The organism is Rhodococcus sp. G-MC3 (genome assembly GCF_030063335.1).
GTDB lineage: Bacteria > Actinomycetota > Actinomycetes > Mycobacteriales > Mycobacteriaceae > Rhodococcoides.
In genome coordinates this window covers 273230-295872 of the sequence record NZ_JASISW010000007.1, presented here as the reverse complement: position 1 = coordinate 295872, position 22643 = coordinate 273230, and the positions used below count along the sequence as shown (strand labels likewise).

Here is a 22643-nt window from a genome sequence, read left to right as displayed (position 1 = left end):
GACTGGTACAACAACAGGCGGTTGCATTCGAGCATCGGACAGATGCCCCCGATCGAATACGAAACACTCCACTACTCTGACCTCGACGCCGAGGATCAGCCCCAACTGGAGGCGGCACAAAACTTAGGGTGATTCACGGCAGACGTCTGCGACGACGCCGCCACAGGACCCGACAGCAACGGCAACAACAACCCCGACAACGCGCCCACCGAACCACCCGACGAACTCTACGAACCCACCTGGTGGGAACAAAACATCACCGACCACGACACCGACTGGTACCGACTACTACGCATCGACACCACCACCGGAGCACCCACACTCCGCGACATCGCCGAAATCACCGACCCCCGAGCACGATCCGACGCCACCTACCTACGCACCAAATTCCTCGAACACCGCGCCATCATCGCCGAACGCCACAAACACCAACCCCCACCGTTCTAGAAGACGTCGCGTATCGCCGAGCGACCAGGGCACCAAGCCGAGCCCACCCTCCTCGAGGGCTCCTATGACCCCGGCCAATGCTCTGGGCCCCACGCCCGGTTCCGCTGGGAAGATAGTCGATGGGTACGCCCTCCGGACCAGACGTCACGGGCAGATTCTATTTGTCACAGGTACCCTGGGCGCCGTGTCGAACAACAAGCAGCGACGTGTCATCCTTACCGGCGGAAACACCGGAATCGGCTACTTCACCGCTCTCGAGTTGGTGAAACAAGGCGACCACGTGACGTTAGCGTGCCGGAACCTCGACAAGGCCAACGCCGCCGCGCAGAAGATCGCCGCCGAAGCACCCGAGGGCACCGTCGACACGGCACACCTCGACCTGGCCGACCTCGGTTCGGTCCGGTCGTTCGCCGAGTCCGCACCCGACACCATCGACGCACTGATCAACAACGCAGGTGTCATGATGCCCGCGAAGCGGGCAGAAACGGCAGACGGATTCGAGCTTCAGTTCGGAACCAATCACCTGGGCCACTTCGCCTTGACCGGCCATCTACTCCCCAACCTTCGCGCTGCGGGCAATGCCCGCGTCGTCACGGTTTCCTCGGTGGCGCACAAGCAGGCACCGAAATTGAACTTCGACGACCTCCAAGCCACCCACGGATACAACCCTCAGCGGATGTACGCCAATTCCAAGCTCGCGAATCTCCTTTTTGCGCTTGAACTTCAGCGTCGCCTCGACAAGGCCGGCGTGCCGATCATCAGCACCGCGGCTCACCCGGGTATCTCCGAAACAGCGTTGTACACCAGCCCCGATGGCTTGGGTAGTTCGAGAATCATGTCCTTCGCCGCCTCGATCGGTTTGAAGTTCATCTCGCAGTCGGCCAAGGCAGGTGCACTTCCCACGCTGTATGCACTCGAAAGCGGCGGGCCAGGTTCCTACACGGGTCCAAAGTCCTTGTTCGAATCACGCGGCGCGCCCGGGCCTGCCAAAATTTCGGACAAGGCCCAGGACAAGGAACTCGCCGAAAAGCTATGGGCCGTAAGCGAAAACCTCACTGGAGTCGTCTACGACCTAGGTTAGCGGTTGACGCGCTGCGCGCGGACATCTCGTCGCGCAAGATCTGTTCATCGGCGTCGAGACCGTGAAGACTTATGGGAGAACACTTCTCGCGAAACTCGGTGTCCGCGACCGAACACAAGCGGCCATCGCCGCCTACGAATCAGGTTTCGTCAAGCATGACTGACCGTCTACCTCGCACACCGTTGACCTCGATTCCTGCACCCATCAGGTACGTGACCAGCGGAACTCGCAGCTCTTTTGTTTTCCGCCCGAGGCCTGCGATCACGAGACCCTCGCACAACGCGACGTAGCCCTCTGCCGTCGCCCGGTCGTCGAACAGTTGAGTCGCCCGCTCGATGGAGAACAGACACCCGACGAGCTTCTCCCGATCCGCGGGATCAATACTTGGATCGACGAGCAGCGCATGTCGCGCTCGGATCTGATGAGACCTTTCGTCGAGTAGCAGTTCGAGGTAGCGAACCGTCGTCGCGACGGGGTCCTGCCCGGCTTCGGCGAAGAGCACCGCGAAATCCGCCCTGGACATTTCGGTGATCCGCTCGGTGACCGCGGCCAGCAATGCGTCCTTCGTTCGAAAGTAATACGACGTCGATCCTGCGGGGAAATCGAGGGCAACGTCGATCGCGCGATGGGTAAGAGCCCGGAGTCCCGAGTCGGCGATGAGCGTTGTCGCTGCGTCGGCAATCACACTTCTGCGGTCCATCGGCCTTACTCTACAGATGTAGAGTCCAGTTCATGGACCTCAGCGCGAGTCGCCAGGCTTTCGAGTCCGACTACCGGCTCGACGCAGCGCAACTGGCAGCAATCGATGTGCTCACCACTCCGCACAGGGTCGGCCCGTGGGGAGGGGCATACCTGTGGGGACCCGTCGGCCGAGGAAAGACCTGGCTGCTCGACCGTTACTTCGACAGCGTGGATTCTCGCGCAAAGACCCGCGTCCACTTCCATAGCTTCTTCAGAGATCTCCATGCGTCGTATTTCAGGCACGGGTTCTCTCTCGAAGGCGCTATCGGGGAATTATTGGGCGAGATCGACCTACTGTGTTTCGACGAGTTCCATGTCCACGACGTCGCCGACGGAAGGCTGGTGTCCCGCGTACTCGACGCGCTGTTCGCCCGCAAGATTTCGCTGGTGACCACGTCGAACTACCCGCCCGACGGTCTACTGCCCAACCCGTTGTTCCACGAAACCTTCGTGCCGACGATAGAACTTCTGAAATCTAAGCTTCAGGTGGTCCGAGTCGACGGGCCTGTCGACTACCGAACTGTCGAGAACCACCATGCCGAGAAAAGCAGAGTTTCCGACTTTTCGAGGGGAACGTGGACGCAGGAGCGTCCAGGCCGGGGCGCGACCTTCAGCGAACTGTGCGACGCCCCGAAGTCGACAGGTGACTATCTGGCCATGATCGACAAGCACGACATCGACGCGGTGACGGATATTCCTCCGTTCTCGGACACGAACCGAGACGCGGTCCAGCGCTTCTCCAACCTCGTCGACGTACTATACGACCGAGACGTTCGTATGGTTTTCCACTCGCCTGCGCAACTGAGCGCCGTCGCGGCCGGGTGCACGGGACTCGATATCGAGCGCATCCTCAGTCGATTGTCGCAGCTCCGTGGAGCGCGGCCCTGACACCGGCGATCTCCGAGCGTCCTTGTTTCTCTTGGACAGAGTCCAGATATAGGGAGACGCCCACAGCTGACGGCGGTCGGGGGCGACAGCAGCGGCGGGCGTCTCATCATGCATTCGCCACAGTCGATCGGGTGGATGGGTCGGATGGAAAAGTTTTTTGGGAAGAAATCTTCTAACCTCGTGCCATGTCCTACACAGCAGCCAACCATTGGGTTTTCGACGGCAACGACGTCTCGGGAACCCTCGACTCCGTCTCGGTAGCGGGCGTGCTCGTCGCACAGATCGTTCTGAGCGGTGCCACCTTCGAATCGACTCAGGTGACACGTTCGGATCTGGGGTGGGAAGTTCGCGCGATCACCGAGCAAGAACACGACGGTTCCTCCACCCACCTGCTCGTCGTCCTGCCTCGCGTGAACATCGAGAACGATCCGGTCGACTTCACCGCCTACGCGGTTCTGTACACCACCCGCGGCAACGTCGCAGGTGACCGATACGTGCATGGTGCGTTGGAGTCTTACGACGTCAGGACCCTGACGGGCACCGCAAAGTTGGTGACCAGCTAGAACCGGAATACTGGGGCCACTTCCTCGGTTACGGCAGAAGTCAATGCAAACGCATGAATATGTGCTTGCGGGAATTCGGCCAGGGAGCAGACCATGCAATTCGGAATCTTCACCGTCGGCGATGTCACAGTCGACCCCACCACCGGTCGGGCACCCACCGAGCACGAGCGCATCAAGGCGATGGTCACCATTGCCAAACACGCCGAAGACGTGGGACTCGATGTGTTCGCGACCGGCGAGCACCACAACCGGCCGTTCGTCCCGTCGTCGCCGACCACGATGCTCGGCTACGTCGCCGCGCAGACCGAGAAGCTGATCCTGTCCACGTCCACAACCCTGATCACCACCAACGACCCGGTGAAGATCGCCGAGGACTACGCCATGCTTCAGCACCTGTCCGATGGACGCGTCGACCTGATCATGGGCCGAGGCAACTCCGGGCCGGTCTATCCGTGGTTCGGCAAGGACATCCGCCAGGGCATCCCGCTGGCACTCGAGAACTACCAACTTCTCAGGCGCCTGTGGACCGAGGAGTCCGTGACGTGGGAGGGCAACTTTCGCACGCCTCTCGACAGCTTCACTTCGACGCCGCGTCCGCTCGACGACATCCCACCGTTCGTGTGGCACGGCTCGATTCGTAGCCCGGAGATCGCCGAAATCGCCGCGTACCACGGTGATGGTTTCTTCGCGAACAACATCTTCTGGCCGAAAGAGCACTACATACAGCTGATCAACCTCTACCGCGAGCGGTACGAGCACTACGGACACGGCCGCGCAGACCAGGCCATCGTCGGCCTCGGCGGTCAGGTGTTCATGCGAAAGAACAGCCAGGATGCCGTCGAGGAATTCCGTCCGTACTTCGACAATGCACCGGTCTACGGCCACGGCCCGACGATGGAGGAGTTCACCGATCAGACGCCGCTGACCGTGGGGTCGCCGCAACAGGTCGTCGAGAAGACGCTCGCGTTCGCCGACTTCTTCGGGGACTACCAGCGCCAGCTGTTCCTGATGGATCACGCCGGACTGCCCCTGAAGACCGTGCTCGAACAGCTTGATCTGCTCGGCGAAGAGGTCGTGCCCGTTCTGCGCAAGGAATTCGAGGCCCGACGCCCGGAAGGCGTGCCGACGAATCCTCCGACCCACGCGAGCATGCTGGCGAACAAAGAGGCAAACGAGACGTCCGTTGCCGTCTAGCACCGAACTGTCGGTCGACGCCTGGGAAGCATTGTTTCGCTCCCAGGTGTCGCTGATGCGGCGGTTCACCTCGGACGACATCTGGGATCCGATCAGCCTGCGGGAATACGACGTTCTGTTCACACTCAGCAAGTGCTCGCCCAAGAAACTCCGATTGCACGACCTCAACAACGAGATCCTGCTCAGCCAACCATCGCTGAGCAGGCTGTGCGAGCGGCTCGAGAAGCTCGGACTACTGACCCGCGAGCCCGATCCGGGCGACAAACGCGGAACCGTCGTCGTACTCACCGACGACGGGCTCGCTGTCCAACGCGACATCGGACGCAAACACGCCGCGAAGATCCGGCGCTACGTCGGAGACGCCCTCAACGACGAGGAGCTCACCACGCTCGAAGCGTTGTGCACCAAACTCAGACTCGCACAAGGAGACATCAGGTGAACGTCGAGATTTTGAAGCCGCGAGACGTGCCGCTGGGTGGGCCACGTGCCATGACCGTCAGGCGGACGCTGCCGCAGAAGCATCGGACACTCATCGGCGCCTGGTGCTTTGCCGACCATTATGGGCCCGACGATGTCGCCGACAGGGACAGTCCGGGAATGGACGTCCCGCCTCACCCGCATACGGGGCTCCAAACAGTGAGCTGGCTGTTCTCCGGCGAGATCGAACACCACGACAGCATCGGGTCCCACGCCATGGTGCTGCCCGGGGAACTGAACCTCATGACGGCGGGCCGCGGGATCTCGCATTCGGAGGTATCCGTCGTCGACACCGAGCGACCCAGCACAAGAATTCTGCACGGCATGCAGTTGTGGGTGGCACTTCCCGGAACGGCACGGTTCACAGCTCCGGAATTCCGGCACTATGTGCCCGAGGCGCTTTCGCTACCCGGCGGCATCGTACGAGTACTTCTGGGATCACTTGCCGGCACTCGTTCACCGGTGAAGACATTCACGCCGCTGCTGGGAGCAGAACTCGTCGTCGACGCAGGTAGCTCGCTCACACTGGACATCGATGCGAACTTCGAACACGGTGTGATTCTCGACGAGGGTGCTGTCGAGATCGAGCGAACGACGCTCGCTCGTGCAGAGTTGGCCTACCTCGAACCGGGGAACATCACGCTGACCATCCGCAACACCGGCACCGCGCCCGCGCGCATGCTGATCCTCGGCGGACCACCCTTCGGCGAGCAGGTTGTGATGTGGTGGAACTTCATGGGACGCACACACGACGACATCGTCGCCTACCGGCAGGCATGGCAGGACGAAAGCGAACAGTTCGGCACTGTCGAGGGATACGGCAAGAGCGGCACGCGACTCAGCAACACAGGACTCAGCAACACAGGACTCAGCAACACAGGACTCAGCAGCACACGACTGCCGGCGCCGGAACTTCCGAACTCGGTGCTGCTACCCCGCGGCTGAGGTATTCGGCTGAAAGTATTCGTTCGAAGTCCGTCGTCTTCAGAACAGGGTGGCAACCTCGTCGGCTGACTCGACTGCCGCAGCAGCCACCCGCGGCGCCTTGAGGGTCCGCGTCGCCCGTGCACGTGTGGTGACCTTGGCAGGCCCGTGGGTCTCAGCAGCCGTAGATGTTACCGACGGGGACTCGGCGGCGGGCGCGGATACCGAACCAACTACTGCCGAATCAGCAGCTACCGCCCGGGCTGCCTCACCGGCGAGCACGTCGGCTGCTTCGTTGAAGTGATTTCCGACGTGTCCACGGACCCAGCGGAACCGGACCGGTCCGGTGCGTTCGGTGATGGCGCGATCGATGTTCTTGATCAGTTCGAGGTTGCTGACCGGTGACCCCCCAGCGGTCTTCCAGCCCTTGCGCTTCCATCCAGGAAGCCATTCCGACGCGCATTTGATGGCGTACTGCGAGTCCGACTCGATCAGCATCGGCTCGTCACCGGGATGGGCGAGCACAGCTTCCAACAGCGCACGCAACTCCGCGATCTGATTGGTGCCCGAGGGCTCGCCACCGGAGGCACTGGGACCCGTGTGATCGACCCAGGCCCACCCGATGGCGCCACCCGGATTGCGCAGACAGGAACCGTCAGTACTCACGATGATCACGGAACAGGACCCTACTTCGGCCCACCGACAAACAACAGACGCCGCGCCCTGAATGGGTAGTGTGGGAAAGCATCCGAGATCGGAAGGACACCCAATCGTGACTGAGACCGCCCCGGCAGGAACTTCGGCAGGCACCCGAACGGGAGCAGCTCTGCCATCGTCGTTCGCAGCGCTCGTCGCCCGTGAGTCCGGAGGAATCACTCTCACCCAGGAGATCGTCGAGTCCTCGTTTCTCCCGAATATCGACGGGCCCGTGGTGACCATTGCCGTCGAGTATTCGTCGGTCAATTTCAAGGACGCACTGGCGATCACCCCGAAGGGCGGAGTCGTTCGTGAGTATCCGATCGTTCCCGGAATCGACATCGCCGGAACTGTCGTCGAATCCACGAGCGAGACCATTGCTGTCGGGCAGAAGGTGGTCGCCCACGGCTATGACATCGGCACCGCGCAACACGGTGGCTACGCCGAATATGCACGAGTGTCCGCCGACCAGGTCGTCGCGTTGACGACGCTGTCCACCCGCGAGGCCGCCTCGATCGGCACCGCGGGCTTCACAGCGGCGATGAGCGTCGAAGCGCTGCTTGCCGCAGGAATCACTCCGAGCGACGGCCCGATCCTGGTCACCGGAGCCAGCGGCGGCGTCGGCACGGTCAGCGTAGATTTGCTCTCGGCCGCAGGCTTCGAAGTGCATGCATCGAGCGGCAAGAAGGATGCGGCCGGACTGCTGACCAGCCTCGGGGCGAGCACAATCCTCGGCAGACTTCCCGGCGATCCCGACGCCAAGCCGCGTCCCCTCGGGCGCGCCGAGTGGGCGGGCGCGGTGGACTGCGTCGGAGGCAAGACTCTTGCTCACGTTCTGAGCACCACCCGTTACGGCGGCGCGGTCGCTGCGAGCGGCCTCACCGGCGGAGCGCAACTGGCCACGACGGTATTGCCGTTCATCCTGCGCGGAGTCTCGCTGCTCGGCATCGACTCGGTACAGCTACCGATCGAGAAGCGTCGGGCAATATGGCAGCAACTCGAATCGAACCGACGCCCGCATCGCCTCGAACAGCTCACCACCGAAGTCGCAATCGGAAACGTGCGGGCCACTCTGGACAGCATCGCTTCGGGCGGGGCCACCGGTCGAACCGTCGTCGCCGTCGAGGGCGGTTTCAAATAGCCCGTCGGCCCGACGTCACTCTGAAACACGGGGGATGCACCGAGACGGGGTTACCCTGACAGGCGATGCTGTCCTCTGCCCCCGCGGCCGAACCCGGTCCTGAATTCGGCACCGCAACCGGTGCCGAACCAGTCGTTACCGTGTTCGAATCCGATCGTCCGGTGGACATGACGATGAGCATGTCGGGTCTCCGCCGCGGCAAGGGCGACCCCACGTTCGAACGCGACACCTCAGGGCGCGTGTGGCGAACATCACGCCTTCCCTCGGGAACGGTCACGTACCGGTTGACGCAGACGACGCGCCACTCGATTCACTGTCACGCGTGGGGCCATGGCGCCGTCGAATTCGCTACGAGACTTCCTGCTCTACTCGGCAGTGAGGACGATCCGTCGGGCTTCGAGCCCGAACACCACACGTTGAGAGAAGCCCACCGGCAGTTCCCGCACCTGCGTCTGGGTCGGACCGGTCTCGTCATGGAAGCACTCGTGCCTGCAGTGCTCGAGCAGCGAGTCCACGGGGTATCGGCATTCGCGTCGTGGCGGATGCTCGTCACCAAGTTCGGCGAGCGCGCCCCCGGTCCGACGCCCCGGCCGATGTTCGTACCCCCGGTCCCCGAAGTGTGGCGCCGCATTCCGTCGTGGGAGTACCACCGCGCCAATGTCGATCCAGCCAGATCGAAGACCATCGTCCGATGCGCACAGTCCGCGAGTCGGCTCGAAGAAGCCGTGGTCATGGCGCCCGTAGACGCACTGAAACGGTTGCGCGCGATACCCGGCGTCGGAATCTGGACGGCCGCCGAGGTCGCCCAACGTGCGTTCGGCGACGCCGATGCCCTGTCGGTCGGCGACTACCACTTGGCAGCGGTCGTCGGATGGTCATTGCTCGGCCGTCCACTCGACGACGACGGCATGGTCGAATACCTGAAACCTCTTGCTCCGCACCGGTACCGCGCGGTGCGGTTGCTGCAGGTGAGCGGCAAGGCCGTCAAACCGAAGTTCGGACCCCGAACTCCGCTCGTCGATCACACCTGGCACTAGTGAGGAAATCCCGTCACCGACGGAAGAACCGGGTGTACAGTTGAGTTGAAGGTTCAACCTAGCCTTCGTTCACCCAGTCTTCGATCGAGGTTCCCATGGCAATTCAACGTCTCAACCACGCCGTCCTGTACGTCAGGAACGTCGAGAAGTCCGTTGCCTTCTACACCGACGTACTCGGGTTTCGGACGGTCATGCAGATGGGCAGCGCGGCCGCGTTCCTTCAAGCGAGCGCCAGCACCAACGACCACGACCTCGGACTGTTCCAACTCGGCGACGCGGGCCCCATTGACCAGGCGGGACACAGTGACGCAGGCGCCAGGACCGTCGGTCTCTACCACCTTGCGTGGGAGGTGCAGACCCTGCGCGATCTCGCAGAAATTTCCCAGAAACTCACTGCCGCAGGCGCTCTCGTCGGTGCATCCGATCACGGCTCCACCAAGAGCCTGTACGGCAAGGATCCCGACGGCCTCGAATTCGAGATCGTCTGGCTCATCCCACTCCATCTTCTCGACGACGCTGCCATCGAGGCGAGCAAGTCCATCCGGGCACTGAACTTGCAGGCAGAGATCGACCGGTACGGGATCGACACCCCGAGCGGAACGGGCGTCTCGAGTCCGGCGCACGCCTGAGAACATTCACCACGGAACATCCACCACGGAACAATCAGCACGGAACAATCAGCACCACGCCCGGCGTTCTTGTCACGGATAGTTCGCGTCATCGAAGCTAAGCGCAGACAAGGAGTGCCCTGGTGGTTGCCATCGGAAATTCGAACCTCGACATCTACCCCCTCGCCCTCGGCGGTAACACGTTCGGCTGGACGAGCGACGAAGACTCGTCGTTCGAGATCCTCGACGCGTTCACTGCGGGTGGCGGCAATTTCATCGACACCGCTGATTCCTACTCCGCATTCACCGACGGTAACTCCGGCGGCGAATCCGAGACCATCATCGGAAACTGGACGGCGGCGCGCGGCAACCGCGACGAGGTCGTCATCGCGACGAAAGTCAGCCAGCACCCCGAGTTCAAGGGGCTGGAGCCAAAGAACATCAAGGCCGCCGCCGAGGCGTCGCTCGCGCGCCTGCAGACCGACCACATCGACGTGTACTACGCGCACTACGACGACGAGAAGACCCCACTCGCGGACTCGCTCGGCGCCTTCGACGAACTGATAAAGGACGGCAAAGTCCGCTACGTCGCGATCTCCAACTACTCGGCGGACCGCATCCGCGAGTGGCTGTCCATCGCGGATCAGAACGACTTCGCTAGACCCGTTGCACTTCAGCCGCACTACAACCTGGTGACCCGGAAAGAATACGAATCCGAGCTCGCACCGGTGGCGACCGACGACAACCTCGGTGTCTTTCCCTACTTCTCCCTCGCAGCGGGCTTCCTCGCAGGCAAGTACCGCACCCGTGAGGATCTCGAAGGCCAGGCGCGTGCTCGACTCGCCACGGGCTACTTCACCGACAAGGGCCTCGACGTGGTGAGCACGCTCAGCGAGATCGCCGACGCCCACGATGCCGAGATCTCGACCGTCGCGCTGGCGTGGCTTCTGGAGCAGCCGAGTGTCACGGCGCCGATTGCAAGTGCCAGCAAGATCTCACAGCTGTCCGCGCTGCTTGCGGCGCCTCAGCTGAAGTTGGCGGCCGACGAGACCGCACGACTTACCGAGGTGTCCGACCGAATCTGAGCCGAAGCTTCGCTTGGATGTGGTGGATGGTGCCGTCGGGGACGAGGAACGTCTCCTCGACCGCGACGGTCACCACCCGCCTGCCCAGCAGGCCGGCGTCGATCAAAAATTTCGCGTGCACCGTCTCGCCCGACTCCGTCAGCTCGACGTCGCGAACGGCCTGGATCGCACGGTAGTAGAAGGCCGAGTCCAGTCCCTTCGATAAACCAGGGCCCGAGCGGCCGGTCGTGATGCCGTTCTCGACCCGGCGCGCACCGGGCGCGAACTTCACAGCCTTGGCGTCGTGGCTGGCCAATGCATCGATGTACTGCCGCACGATTGTTTGCCTGCTGCTACTCACGACTGCGGACTTTAGCTCGAATACATCACACCGGGAACAGATCGCAGGATTGCATTGCTGAGAATTGCGTGTCACATGCAACCGAACATGCAGCCGTGCCCGCCCAGTCCGCAAGCGCCGAACCCACCTCCCGTGAACGTCTACGGATCATTCTGGTTCTCGGTGCGTTGATCGCACTGGGACCGCTGACCATCGACATGTACCTGCCGGCGCTTCCGTCGATCGTCGACGACCTGAACTCGACGCCTGCGGCAGTCCAGCTCACCCTCACCGGAACACTGATCGGCCTCGCACTCGGCCAGTTGGTCATCGGACCACTCTCCGATATCGTCGGGCGCCGACTTCCCCTCATCGTCGGCACGGCCGTGCACATCCTTGCTTCGATACTGTGCGTGATCGCTCCGAACGTGGCGATCCTCGGCCTCTTCCGCGGCCTGCAGGGGCTCGGTGCTGCCGCAGCCGCCGTGGTCGCCATGGCAGTGGTGCGCGATCTGTTCACCGGGCGCGCCGCAGCGACCGTACTGTCACGTCTGATGCTGGTCATGGGCGTCGCACCCGTTCTCGCGCCGTCCATCGGCGGCGGAATTCTTCTTGCAGGATCATGGCGCTGGGTGTTCGGTGCATTGACGATTCTTGGCATCGGGCTGCTCGTGCTCGCCGCGTTCGCGCTACCGGAAAGCCTGCCGCCGGAGCGTCGACGCAGCCGCGGAGTCATGCCCATCGTTCGTACCTACGGCGGGCTCCTCCGCGACGGCCAGTTCGTCGTTCTCGTACTCGTCGCAGCTCTCTCGATGTCCGCCTTGTTCGCCTACATCGCCGGATCCTCGTTCGTGCTTCAAGAAGAATTCGGCCTGAACGAGCAGGAATTTGCGATCGTCTTCTCCCTCGGAGCGATCGCGTTGATCGGCGCATCCCAGCTCAACGTCATCCTCCTCGGTCATTTCACGCCGGTCCGCATCGTCATCGGGGCCCTATCGGTGGCCGTCGCCGCAGCGCTCGCGATGACGGTGATCGCCCTCGCAGGCGTCGGCGGCATACTCGGCTTCCTGGTTCCGCTGTGGTTCGTGCTCGCGGCCGTCGGATTCGTGATGCCCAATGCGCCTGCCCTCGCCCTGTCGCGTCACGGTGAAGCAGCAGGTACCGCGGCAGCACTACTCGGTGCGGCACAGTTCGGATCGGGTGCGATCGTCGCTCCCATCGTCGGTGTGCTCGGCAACGATAACGTGGCAGTATCGGTCACGATGGTCGTCGTCTCGGCAATTGCACTCGTGGCGCTCATAGCCGTAACGATCAAGACGAACAGGGCCGGCAGGAGTAGCAGCAATGCCAGCATCACGAAAAGCACCAGCACCGAAAGCAGCGTCACAGAAAGCAGCGTCACCGAAAGCGCCAGCACACCAGCAGCAGCGGGAACGGGACAGCACCGGTAAACCCCTGAACGGACGCCCCCGCGACGGCCTGGGAAGGCCGCTTCCCCGGGGCTCCGTCGGCGCTCCGCGGATTCCCGACGATCTCAGGCTCCCGCCCGAGGAGTCCATCGCGAAAGCCCAGGAACTCCTCGACGCTGGGATGCCGTTCCACGCTCACGAGATCCTCGAAGGCACCTGGAAGGACTCGCCCGAACCGGAGCGGATGCTGTGGCAGGGCCTTGCCCAGCTCGCCGTCGGGCTCACTCATCTGATGCGCGGGAACCTCGTCGGCGCCGTGTCGCTGCTCGGTCAGGGCCACGACCGTATCCGCGGCTACGAGGTGGATCCGCCGTACGGACTCGACGTGGCGGGTCTTCTGAATTGGTCGGATTCTCTGCTGAGCAACATCGACTCCGGCGATCTCGAGCAGCCGCCCATCGTTCCTCACCTGCTGTTCTGAATGTTCACTCGCTATCGAACGCGTTCATCGCTACAGTGGCAAAAGGTTAGGTAAGGCTAGCGATATGACGACGCGAGATTCGAAGGCGGTGCGGTGCTCACAGTGACGATCGACCACGACGGCCTCTCAGCGCAGATTCCCTATTGGACAGCAGTGCTGACACCCGAGGAACGCTCTTTCGGTTGTCGTCGGACAGATCCGACGATCGACACGATCGGCTCCTCCGTCGTCACCGAGACCAGTACTCAGTATGCAAGGGCCGGCGCAGAACATCCCTCCGCGACCATGTTGCTCACTGTTCTCGCGGCCACCGTCGGTGCGTGGCAGAGTGACCGCTGCCGTAGCTGCGTCTCCGGAGTGCTCGTCGATATCGAAGCGAACTCGGACACGCCTTTGTTCCCGGTGCGTCTGCCGACCAGCGGAGACGCTGCCGTTCTCGCAGCCGAGGTCCGTCGCCGCGTTGCGGTTGCTCCCTATGACGGCAACGATTTCGAGGCTGCGAAGCACACCGCCGCTGCACTCGCCAGGAAATCCGGAGCACAGATCGCGTTCAGGTACGGCAGCAGCTCCCGACTCCCCGACGATGAATTGGCTCTGCAGCACAGCCTCACCGTGACGTGCGATGTCAACGAGTCCGACGGAGTGACCACCGTCGATGCGAAATTCCGCTGGAACAGCCGGATCTTCACACGAAGCGACGTCGACGATTTCGAGCGCTTCTGGGAAAAGACACTCGCCACGTTCGTCTAGTGGGGAGAGCCCCGTCAGAGTAGTGGGGAGATCCCCGTCAGAGCCCCTTCAGCAGTGTCACATCGTCAGCGAGTCCTTCGGCGGGCGTTTCCAGAATGACCGGGGCTCCCGATGCCTCGGCCACGGCCGTCAGAACCTCCGCGTCGATGGTTCCGCCGGCGAGATTGGCATGACGGTCTCGTGCCGAGTCGAACTCGTCGCGCGAATTGTTCAGGTGCACCAGATCGATTCGACCGGTGATGGCCTTGATTCGATCGACGACGCCCACCAAGTCTTCACCGCCCGCCCACGCATGACAGGTGTCGAGGCAGAAGCCTGCCCCGAACTCGCCGACCGCATCCCACAGCCGTGCGATGTCGTCGAAACGGCGTGCCATCGCGAAGTCGCCGCCTGCGGTGTTCTCGATGAAGATCGGGACACCGAAGCCGCCTTCACCCGCCTGACGCTCGAACAGTTTTCGCCAGTTCTCGAACCCCTTCGCGGTGTCCTCGCCGTCGCGCACGTGACCGCCGTGCACGACGAGTCCGATCGCCCCGATCTCGGCTGCTGCCGCCGCCTGTTCGATAACGGCCTTGCGTGACGGGATGCGAATTCGGTTGTTCAAGCTCGCGACGTTGAGCACATACGAGCTGTGCACGACGACGTCGACGGCGCTCGCCTTCAGCTCCTCGCCCTGAGGATGCGGCTTCAGCTTCTCCCACTTCTGCGGGTCCGTCAGGAACATCTGTACGAAATCGACTCCGAAGCTTGCTGCGGAACCGAGAGGGTCGGCACTGTCACGAACGTGGGCTCCGATGCGCATATGGCCATAGTAAAGCTCCACTATCAGGGTGTCCCCCGATAGTGGAGGGCCGAAAACACTGAAACACTGTCAGCATGACCGATATCGCCGCCAGCGCGAAAGCACTCACGAAGACGTACGGCACGGGGGACACACAGGTTCATGCACTGCGAGAGGTGAGCGTCGAGTTCGCCCGCGGCGAGTTCACGGCCATCATGGGACCGTCGGGTTCGGGCAAATCAACCCTGATGCACTGCCTCGCCGGGCTGGACAGCGCCACCTCGGGCACCGTCACGATCGGTGACACCGAGCTGACCGATTTGAGCGACAAGCAGATGACGGGATTGCGCAGAGACCGAATCGGTTTCGTGTTCCAGTCGTTCAATCTAGTCCCGACGCTCACGGCGCTCGAGAACATCACGCTGCCACTCGACATCGCGGGACGTGCGCACGATCAGGAGTGGCTCGACACCGTCGTCGACCGCCTGGGGTTGCGCGATCGACTCGATCACCGTCCCAGCGAGCTGTCCGGCGGTCAGCAGCAGCGCGTCGCCTGCGCCCGCGCCCTGGCCGGTCGACCGGACATCGTCTTCGGCGACGAGCCGACCGGCAACCTCGATTCGCGTTCCTCGGGTGAGGTGTTGGGCATTCTGCGCGCCGCCGCGGACGAGTTCGATCAGACCGTCGTCATCGTCACCCATGACCCGCGTGCCGCCAGCTACGCCGATCGGGTGGTGTTCCTCGCCGACGGTGCCGTCATCGACCACCTCGCGAACCCCACCGCCGACACGGTTCTGGACCGCATGAAGCAGCTGGAGACGGTCTGAGATGTCGACCAGCAATCCGATGCGGAAGGTTTCACTGCGAAACCTCGCCGCCCACAAGGTCCGACTTGCCCTGACAGTTCTGTCCGTTGTGCTCGGAACTGCTTTCGTCGCAGGCTCTTTCGTGTTCACCGACACCCTGCAGCGCACGTTCTCCTCGATATTCTCCGACACGGCCCAGGGCGCAGACGTCCGCGTGAGCGCCGAGGACGCCCGCTCCAGCGGGGTACCCGTCGACGACGCCGCCGTCATCTCGGCGCTTCGAGACGTCCGCGCCGTGGTGCCCTACGTGAGCGGTCAGATCGTGCTCCTCGACAAGTCCGGGTCGGCTGTCCAGTCGGGTGGCGCCCCGACCATCGGTGAGGCCTACATCCCAGCGGACCAGCGCCTGGGCGAGGACGCTGTCTTCGCTCAGGGAACGGCCCCGATCGCACCGGGCGAGGTCGCGATCAACGAAGGCGGAGCCACCCGTTCCGGCCTCGGCGTCGGCGATCGAACTCAGGTCCTCGTGCCATCCAAGGGCACGATCGATGTCGTGGTCACCGGCGTCTACGACACTGCTGTCGAATCCGGTGGGTACATCGGTCTACAGTTCACGGAAAGCCAAGCGAACGAACTGTTCTCGGACGGTACACACGTCCAGTACTACGACATCGCCGGCACTGGAGTAGCTCAGAACGAACTACGCGACGAGGTCGCTGCCGCCCTGCCGGATCTGAAGGTTCAGACGGCCGACGACGTCCGCGCAGAAGCGCAGGCAGAAATCGAGCAGGCGCTCTCGTTCGTCAATTACTTCCTTCTCGCTTTCGGCGGAATCGCACTGCTGGTCGGCACGTTCATCATCTACAACACGTTCTCGATGATCGTGGCCCAGCGCGTTCGCGAGCTCGCACTGCTGCGGGCTATCGGCGCGAGCCGAAGCCAGGTCAGCCGGTCCGTCGTGCTCGAAGCACTCGTCGTCGGTGCTATCGGTAGCGCACTCGGCTTCGCGGGCGGCATCGGCCTGGCCTATGGCCTCCGCGCACTACTGAATGCATTCGATCTCGGATTGCCCAGCGGCACATTGGCTCTCGAACCGAGAACCGTGATCGTTGCGTTTGCCGTCGGCATCATCGTGACGGTTCTCAGCGCCTACGCGCCCGCACGCAGGGCCGCGAAGATTCCCCCGGTCGCCGCCATGCGCGAAGAGTTCGCCTCCGCCGGAGACAGCCTACGAACGCGGACGATCATCGGCGCCGTGCTCGCAGCGATCGGAGCCGCAGGCATTGTCGTCGGTGCACAGTCCACCGGCGGCGGCGCCGCAGCAACGGTCGGCGCAGGGGCTGTGGCCATCATCATCGCGGTCTCGCTGGCCGCGCCCTCGCTGTCGAGGCCGATCGTCGGAGCACTCGGTTCGGTACTCACGAAGCCGTTCGGACCGATCGGCCGACTCGCACGCACCAACTCCGTCCGAAACCCGCGGCGCACCGCGGCGACCGCGTTCGCCCTCATGCTCGGTCTGATGCTCGTATCGGTGATCGGAGTGCTCGGATCGACTGCGAAGGCAAGCGTCGACGCCCTCGTCGACAACGGTATCGAGGCCGACTACATCTTCAGTGGCCCGCAACAGATCGGAGTTCCGACAGGGGCAGGCATCGCCGCGCGTTCCGTGCCGGGCGTCGACCATGTCGCCATCCTGCACCCGGTGTCGGTGGACATCGACGACGAGTCGACTTTCGGAGTCGCACTGGACGGAAGTCCCGCCGGCTTGTTCGATCTCACCGTCACCGCCGGGACAGGCGAACTCAGCGGGGACAGCATCGCCGTGTCGCAGACCTACGCGGAAGAGAAGGGCTGGCAACTCGGAACCAACACCCGACTGGACACCGTCGACGGCAAGCAAGTACCCGTCACCGTGACCGGCGTCTATCAGGACAGCCAACTTCTCGGCAACTGGCTGGTGTCCGAGGATGTCTACGAACAGGTGATACCGAGCATTCTGCGGTCCGACATCGTCGTCCTCGTCGGCGCCGCGCCCGGTACCGACCTGGAGACGCTACGTACCGATCTGGAAGCGGCAACCAAGCCGTTCATCGTCGTACAGGTGCAGGACCGCGAGGAATTCAAGGGCTCGCAGAGTCAGCAGATCGATACCCTGCTTGCAGTGCTGTACGGCCTGCTGGCGCTCGCAGTGGTCATCGCGATCCTCGGCATCGTCAACACCCTCGCGTTGTCGGTGGTCGAACGGCGCCGCGAAATCGGGATGCTGCGCGCTGTCGGCATGCAACGTCCGCAGGTACGGAGGACCATCTACCTAGAGTCGATGCTCATTGCCCTGTTCGGGGCGATCGTCGGGCTGGCCCTCGGTGTGGTCTTCGGCTGGGGATTCGTCCGGACGCTCCGAGACGAAGGACTGAGCACGTTGACCGTGCCCTGGGGCCAACTGCTGGCGATGCTCGTCGGATCGGCCGTCGTCGGCGTACTCGCAGCACTGTGGCCTGCAATTCAGGCCGCTCGCACGCGCCCTCTGGAGGCGATCACCGGGGCTTGACACACGTTCTCGGACGATCTGTCCGTAGAAGTTGCGCGTAAAAGGACCACGCGGCTACCTTGAAGGTGTAAAACAGACTTGATGATGGTTTTCATCCGAGAACCCGACCATTCTGCACGCACGCGCAAGGAGAGCCATGTCGATCCAGGACCTGGACGCGCGTACGTATCCCGCGTTGGCACCACTGTGCAGGCCGAACGCTCGGGACACACTGATGGACAGATTGTGCGAAGTCGCCTACACCACGCCACATGCAACAGCACTCGTGGCCGAGGACGGTGCAGTGACCTTCGACAGGTTGCTGCACCGGACTTACGCGCTCGCGCGCAAGATCGCCAGGATCGCACCGGACGTCGCGCGGCCCATCGCGATCGAAACCACGTGCACCGTAGAAGCGATAACTCTGATGCTGGGAGTCATCGCCGCAGGGCGTGGTCTCGTCCCCCTCGACCCGAAGCTTCCCGATATCCGCCGAGACCACATCGTCGACCAGTCGAATGCGGTAAGAGTCCAGGGCAGCGACATCGAGAACGTCGAGGAGTCGTCGATTCCGCTTCCGGTCGCCACCGGTGAGCGCATCGCCCTCATTGCGTTCACGTCCGGTTCGACGGGCACAGCCAAGGGCGTTCTCCTGAGCAATCGGATGTGCCTCAGCAAGGCGTACGAGGTTGGTGCGGCGTTGGGATTGTCGCCATCGGATCGAGTCGGGAATGCCCTGCCGGTCAGCTTCGGCGCCGGAATCAACACCGTGTTCGCAGGCATATTGAGCGGCGCGACCGTCTACTGCCGAGACCCGAGAAACACCCATTCGGACGGTCTCATCGAATGGATCTCCGAGCACTCACTGACAACGTTGCACTGCTCCCCATCACTCGTGCGCAGCATCGCCGCCGTCACCTCCAGTTCTCATTCACCAAGCTCTCGTCCAGGGGCGGTGCACGCCGTGCCCGACAACATCATTCCGTCGCTGAAGTTCGTCACCACCTACGGAGAACCGCTTCACGCTCGGGACGTCATCGCCTTTCGCGGCGATTCGAGCAGTGTGGCGACGTTCGTCAATTGGTACGCCACCACCGAAGCGGGAGCCGTCGCATTCCACAAATACCGGGTCAACGATCCGCTCCCGCAGGGTTTCCTGGCAGCGGGCATGTCGCCGAACGGTAAGTCGCTCGACATCGTGCGATCCGATGGCAAGCTTGCTCGACAAGGTGAACTCGGCCAGATCAGACTCACGGCCGAGTGCCTTGCCGTTGGCTACCTGGACCTCCCCGAACAGACTCGCGAACGATTCACCACAGACTCGGGTCATCGGCGCTATTGGACCGGTGATGTCGGACGTATCGACGACCGCGGCGTACTGCAACTCGTCGGCCGCGTCGACGACGCCGTCAATATTCGCGGGTACCAAGTGGAACCGGCCGAGGTCGAGAGCGCTCTGCGCTCACTGGACGGGCTCTCGGACGCCTTCGTCGCAGCCTGCGAGGACGATTCGATCACCGAGTTGGAGGCGTTCTTCGTTGGGGATGCGTGCACGGAGGCAGATGCTCGCGTTGCACTCCGCGAGCAACTTCCGGAGTGGATGGTGCCGAAGTACATCACCAGACTCGATGCGCTGCCGCGCACCGAGCGCGGCAAGGTCGACCGAGCCGCGCTTCCCAGTTCCGCACACCGCGATCCGCAGGGCTGTACCGCTGTGCTGGTCGGCGCAACGGAGAATTGGCTTGCTCACATCGTGGCCCGCGAACTCGACGTGACCTCGTTGCACCGGGACGACGATTTTGCCGAGCTCGGTGCGACATCGCTCGTGACCATCAAGATCCTCGCCGAGATCCGGGTGGCATTTCACGTCGAACTGGCTGCCGAAGATCTCGTCGACGCCATGACGGTCCGCACTCTGGCGAGAGTCATCGACGACCGCCATGCTGCGGCCGATCGCGACACGGCGAGGTCGAGCAACAACCCGATACTCGTCCCCTTGCGGTCGGAGGGCACGGGGACTCCGCTGTTCGTTGTCGCAGGTGCAGGCGTGCCGGCCGTGGGGCTGACTCCGCTTGCCCGTCGACTGGGGGGCCGCCCAATCTATGCGCTGCAGGCGAAGGGACTCGAAACCCGAGCACTGCCACATCGGACCATCGCCGGGGCGGCACGCGCCTACGTCCGTGAGATCCAGAAAGTGCAGCCGCACGGGCCCTACACACTGGCGGGCCACTCGCTCGGCGGATGGATCGCGCTGGAAATGGCAGAGATTCTGAGTTCCCGGGGCGAGAGCGTCGAGCGGGTCATTCTGCTGGACCCTCGCTTGTTCCGCTGGCTGCTCGACAAACTTCCCAACGGCACCGATTTGGTGGCAGCTCCGCCCGATCAGGGCAACCCAGTGTTCAAATCCAGCCCCGCGGTCGTGCTGGAGCGAGCGTGGCGAGTCGCATCCGCGGGACTGATTCGCTTCCCGGCCACCGAGCGATGGCTGGCATTCGGAATCATCGGAGGCATGGCTCTCAAACGACACACACCGAAGCCGTGGGACGGACCGGTCACCGTGGTCGTCACCGAAAGCAATACACCCGAACGGCGCTCGTGGAGCGCTATCGCAACCGGCGAACTGGACATCACCGAGGTCCAAGGCCACCACATCGGTCTCGTCCGCGAACCGGTGGTCGCCACCGTCGCGGCCATCCTCGACACAACATTGGATTCGACACAGTGACCATTGCGCGCAGCAACACACCCACGCTGACCGACGCTATCGCAGCTCACCGGAGCATCGACTGTTCTGGATCGGTGGATACGCGTAGGTTGAGCACGAATGCTCCCGATGCGCCTCGAGGAGGTAGACGAACGATGACCGAACAGATTTCGCCCTACGAACTCGACTCCGTCGAACTTCACAAAGATGTACTCCGCTACGTCGACGTCGGTGACGGACCGCCGGTGATCCTGGTGCACGGACTGCTCGGATCCCACCAATCTTGGGCAGGCCAGATCGAACGCCTGTCGGAGAAGTACCGTGTCATCGCACCGGACCTGTTCGGCCATGGCAGCTCGGACAAGCCGTCAGGGGACTACTCGCTGAGCTCGCACGCCGCAACCATTCGCGATCTGATGGATCATCTCGACATCGCATCAGCGCCCATGGTCGGCCACTCGCTCGGCGGCGGAATCGTCATGCAACTCGTCTACCTGTTCCCCGAGCGCATCGACCGCCTCGTTCTCGTCAGCAGCGGCGGACTCGGCCCAGAGGTGAGTTTGGCGCTCAAGGCCGCGACACTACCGGGCAGTGGACTCGTACTTCCGGTGCTGGCGTCCGATTGGGTTCGCAAGAACACCGAATCCGTCATCGGCCAACTCGGCAAATGGGGACTGCCCGTCCGCCCGGGTAAGAGCATGGAAGAAACCTGGCGCTCGTTCCAGACCGTCGCCGACAAGGGCTCTCGCGAGGCGTTTCTCGCTTCGACCCGCGCTGTGGTGGGGCCACGAGGCCAAACAGTCAGCGCGAAGCAGCATTTCGAGAAGTTCGGCGCCCTGGCGTCCCTGTTGATCTGGGGCGGCAAGGACCGAATGATCCCGGCCTCGCACGCCGACAACATCCGGCGCGAAGTTCCCAACTCGAAGGTCGAGATCTTCTCCAACGCGGGCCATTTTCCTCAGCTGGACGAGCCCGAGCTGTTCTTCCGCATCCTCGACGAGTTCCTCGCCGCAAACCGAGTCGTCGAGGAACGCACGCAGGCAGCGATTTCGGACTGAATGAACGACTGAAAGAACACCGTGGCCGTCATACCCATGTTTCCGCTCGGTAGCGTACTGCTACCGGGTGAGCAGTTACCGCTACACATCTTCGAGCCTCGCTACCAGGAGATGCTGCGGGACTGCCTGACAACCGAAGACCCGAGTTTCGGGGTCGTTCTCATCGAGCGCGGCCACGAAGCGGGCGGCGGCGACGCGCGGCACGACATCGCGACCATGGCACATATCGTCGCGCACCAGGACATCGGCGACGGTCGTCATATCGTCGAATGCATAGGTGCCGAACGTATTCGCGTCGATGCTTGGCTGGAGGACGACCCGTATCCGCGCGCCGACGCACGGAAATGGCCCGACGACGACGCACCGGTCCCTGACGCGGAGTTCGACGCGCTGCACGAGAAGATCCGCGAGCTCTACCACCTGATCGGTAAATTGGCCGAAGCCGAAGGTTCGGAGCCACCCGGGGAACCTGCCTTCTCGGAACTCCCGGCCGGTGCAGGCGAGCGACTGTTCACGCTTGCATCGATGGTTCCGATGGGCCAATCCGACCGCCAGGACATCCTCAAGGCGCCAAGTGCGTCGACCCGGATCGCGGCGTTGACCGACGGACTCGACAACATCACGGACATCGTGCGGTTCAGACTGCAGTAGCCGCAGCTCGAACAGAAACGCCGCCGGCGCAAAAGAAATACCCCGGAAGCTGAGCCTCCGGGGTATTCAGTACTGCTTGCGAAAGATACTGCTTGTAAAGAGATACTGCTTGTAAAGAGGTACTGCATTTGTAGCGGGGACAGGATTTGAACCTGCGACCTCTGGGTTATGAGCCCAGCGAGCTACCGAGCTGCTCCACCCCGCGTCGTTGTTCCTTTACCGTACATGCACCCGGCCCCCAGTCCCAATCGCCTGGTCAAAGCCACCTCGGTGGC

At 63.0% G+C, this 22643-nt stretch carries 23 protein-coding genes and 1 tRNA gene; 19 read left to right on the top strand and 5 right to left on the bottom strand.

Annotation, left to right across the window (positions count from 1 at the left end):
- The first annotated feature begins 631 nt into the window (after nucleotides 1-631).
- Entirely contained in the window at nucleotides 632-1528 is an 897-nt protein-coding gene (locus QMK17_RS10620; protein WP_283508864.1) for an oxidoreductase, read from the top strand.
- A gap of 40 nt (nucleotides 1529-1568) precedes the next feature.
- On the top strand, nucleotides 1569-1691 hold the full coding sequence (locus tag QMK17_RS10615) for a LuxR C-terminal-related transcriptional regulator (RefSeq protein WP_283508898.1): 123 nt from the start codon (nucleotides 1569-1571) through the stop codon (nucleotides 1689-1691).
- Here QMK17_RS10615 and QMK17_RS10610 read toward each other — a convergent pair.
- Complete coding sequence (locus QMK17_RS10610; RefSeq protein ID WP_283508862.1) at nucleotides 1668-2228, bottom strand: TetR/AcrR family transcriptional regulator; 561 nt, start codon at nucleotides 2226-2228, stop codon at nucleotides 1668-1670. The genes QMK17_RS10615 and QMK17_RS10610 overlap by 24 nt on opposite strands.
- 32 nt (nucleotides 2229-2260) lie before the next feature.
- On the opposite strand from QMK17_RS10610, the gene zapE reads away from it, so the two are divergent.
- The 5 genes from zapE to QMK17_RS10585 all read left to right on the top strand — a co-directional run bounded on the left by zapE (nucleotide 2261) and on the right by QMK17_RS10585 (nucleotide 6336).
- The gene (gene zapE / locus QMK17_RS10605; protein WP_283508861.1) at nucleotides 2261-3157 is read left to right on the top strand and encodes a cell division protein ZapE; all 897 of its coding nucleotides are present in this window, start codon (nucleotides 2261-2263) and stop codon (nucleotides 3155-3157) included.
- Between the two features lie 185 nt (nucleotides 3158-3342).
- Nucleotides 3343-3720: a hypothetical protein gene (locus QMK17_RS10600; protein ID WP_283508860.1), complete on the top strand. Its 378-nt coding sequence runs from the start codon at nucleotides 3343-3345 to the stop codon at nucleotides 3718-3720.
- Nucleotides 3721-3813: 93 nt separating this feature from the next.
- The gene (locus QMK17_RS10595; RefSeq protein WP_283508858.1) at nucleotides 3814-4914 is read left to right on the top strand and encodes an LLM class flavin-dependent oxidoreductase; all 1101 of its coding nucleotides are present in this window, start codon (nucleotides 3814-3816) and stop codon (nucleotides 4912-4914) included.
- 46 nt (nucleotides 4915-4960) lie between these two features.
- Nucleotides 4961-5353 (top strand): MarR family winged helix-turn-helix transcriptional regulator, encoded by a 393-nt coding sequence (locus tag QMK17_RS10590; protein WP_442972738.1) that lies wholly within the window; start codon nucleotides 4961-4963, stop codon nucleotides 5351-5353.
- Nucleotides 5354-5403: 50 nt separating this feature from the next.
- Complete coding sequence (locus tag QMK17_RS10585; protein WP_283508897.1) at nucleotides 5404-6336, top strand: pirin family protein; 933 nt, start codon at nucleotides 5404-5406, stop codon at nucleotides 6334-6336.
- A gap of 39 nt (nucleotides 6337-6375) precedes the next feature.
- Here the strand turns inward: QMK17_RS10585 and QMK17_RS10580 are convergent, their stop codons facing one another.
- Nucleotides 6376-6990, bottom strand: coding sequence for a ribonuclease H family protein (locus QMK17_RS10580; RefSeq protein ID WP_283508855.1), 615 nt, complete (start codon nucleotides 6988-6990; stop codon nucleotides 6376-6378).
- Nucleotides 6991-7084: 94 nt separating this feature from the next.
- On the opposite strand from QMK17_RS10580, the gene QMK17_RS10575 reads away from it, so the two are divergent.
- The 4 genes from QMK17_RS10575 (at nucleotide 7085) to QMK17_RS10560 (ending at nucleotide 10882) form a co-directional block, all read left to right on the top strand.
- Nucleotides 7085-8152, top strand: a complete 1068-nt coding sequence (locus tag QMK17_RS10575) for an acrylyl-CoA reductase family protein (protein WP_442972737.1) — start codon at nucleotides 7085-7087, stop codon at nucleotides 8150-8152.
- A gap of 65 nt (nucleotides 8153-8217) precedes the next feature.
- Nucleotides 8218-9189, top strand: a complete 972-nt coding sequence (locus QMK17_RS10570; RefSeq protein ID WP_442972732.1) for a DNA-3-methyladenine glycosylase family protein — start codon at nucleotides 8218-8220, stop codon at nucleotides 9187-9189.
- Nucleotides 9190-9284: 95 nt separating this feature from the next.
- The gene (locus QMK17_RS10565; RefSeq protein ID WP_283508854.1) at nucleotides 9285-9818 is read left to right on the top strand and encodes a VOC family protein; all 534 of its coding nucleotides are present in this window, start codon (nucleotides 9285-9287) and stop codon (nucleotides 9816-9818) included.
- Nucleotides 9819-9940: 122 nt separating this feature from the next.
- Nucleotides 9941-10882: an aldo/keto reductase gene (locus tag QMK17_RS10560; RefSeq protein ID WP_283508852.1), complete on the top strand. Its 942-nt coding sequence runs from the start codon at nucleotides 9941-9943 to the stop codon at nucleotides 10880-10882.
- Here the strand turns inward: QMK17_RS10560 and QMK17_RS10555 are convergent.
- The gene (locus QMK17_RS10555) at nucleotides 10857-11222 is read right to left on the bottom strand and encodes a hypothetical protein (protein WP_283508850.1); all 366 of its coding nucleotides are present in this window, start codon (nucleotides 11220-11222) and stop codon (nucleotides 10857-10859) included. The genes QMK17_RS10560 and QMK17_RS10555 overlap by 26 nt on opposite strands.
- A gap of 68 nt (nucleotides 11223-11290) precedes the next feature.
- On the opposite strand from QMK17_RS10555, the gene QMK17_RS10550 reads away from it, so the two are divergent.
- From QMK17_RS10550 to QMK17_RS10540, 3 genes are all read left to right on the top strand, one after another.
- Nucleotides 11291-12652 carry a multidrug effflux MFS transporter gene (locus QMK17_RS10550; protein WP_442972731.1) on the top strand — a complete coding sequence of 454 codons (1362 nt, stop codon included), beginning with the start codon at nucleotides 11291-11293 and terminating at the stop codon, nucleotides 12650-12652.
- Entirely contained in the window at nucleotides 12546-13091 is a 546-nt protein-coding gene (locus tag QMK17_RS10545; RefSeq protein WP_283508849.1) for a DUF309 domain-containing protein, read from the top strand. Before QMK17_RS10550 ends, QMK17_RS10545 begins: the two co-directional genes overlap by 107 nt.
- Nucleotides 13092-13184: 93 nt before the next feature.
- Entirely contained in the window at nucleotides 13185-13841 is a 657-nt protein-coding gene (locus QMK17_RS10540) for a hypothetical protein (RefSeq protein ID WP_283508848.1), read from the top strand.
- Between the two features lie 37 nt (nucleotides 13842-13878).
- On the opposite strand, the gene QMK17_RS10535 is transcribed toward QMK17_RS10540, so the two are convergent.
- Nucleotides 13879-14643 carry a deoxyribonuclease IV gene (locus QMK17_RS10535; protein WP_283508846.1) on the bottom strand — a complete coding sequence of 255 codons (765 nt, stop codon included), beginning with the start codon at nucleotides 14641-14643 and terminating at the stop codon, nucleotides 13879-13881.
- A gap of 74 nt (nucleotides 14644-14717) precedes the next feature.
- Here QMK17_RS10535 and QMK17_RS10530 point away from each other — a divergent pair, with 74 nt between their 5' ends.
- From QMK17_RS10530 to QMK17_RS10510, 5 genes are all read left to right on the top strand, one after another.
- Complete coding sequence (locus tag QMK17_RS10530; RefSeq protein ID WP_283508845.1) at nucleotides 14718-15449, top strand: ABC transporter ATP-binding protein; 732 nt, start codon at nucleotides 14718-14720, stop codon at nucleotides 15447-15449.
- A 19-nt stretch (nucleotides 15450-15468) separates the two neighbouring features.
- Nucleotides 15469-17976 carry an ABC transporter permease gene (locus tag QMK17_RS10525; RefSeq protein WP_283508893.1) on the top strand — a complete coding sequence of 836 codons (2508 nt, stop codon included), beginning with the start codon at nucleotides 15469-15471 and terminating at the stop codon, nucleotides 17974-17976.
- Between the two features lie 136 nt (nucleotides 17977-18112).
- Complete coding sequence (locus QMK17_RS10520) at nucleotides 18113-20680, top strand: non-ribosomal peptide synthetase (RefSeq protein WP_283508844.1); 2568 nt, start codon at nucleotides 18113-18115, stop codon at nucleotides 20678-20680.
- Between the two features lie 146 nt (nucleotides 20681-20826).
- Nucleotides 20827-21717, top strand: coding sequence for an alpha/beta fold hydrolase (locus QMK17_RS10515; RefSeq protein ID WP_283508890.1), 891 nt, complete (start codon nucleotides 20827-20829; stop codon nucleotides 21715-21717).
- A gap of 21 nt (nucleotides 21718-21738) precedes the next feature.
- Nucleotides 21739-22368: an LON peptidase substrate-binding domain-containing protein gene (locus QMK17_RS10510; protein WP_283508843.1), complete on the top strand. Its 630-nt coding sequence runs from the start codon at nucleotides 21739-21741 to the stop codon at nucleotides 22366-22368.
- A 131-nt stretch (nucleotides 22369-22499) separates the two neighbouring features.
- Here QMK17_RS10510 and QMK17_RS10505 read toward each other — a convergent pair.
- A tRNA-Met gene (locus QMK17_RS10505) sits at nucleotides 22500-22573 on the bottom strand.
- Nucleotides 22574-22643 lie beyond the last annotated feature (70 nt).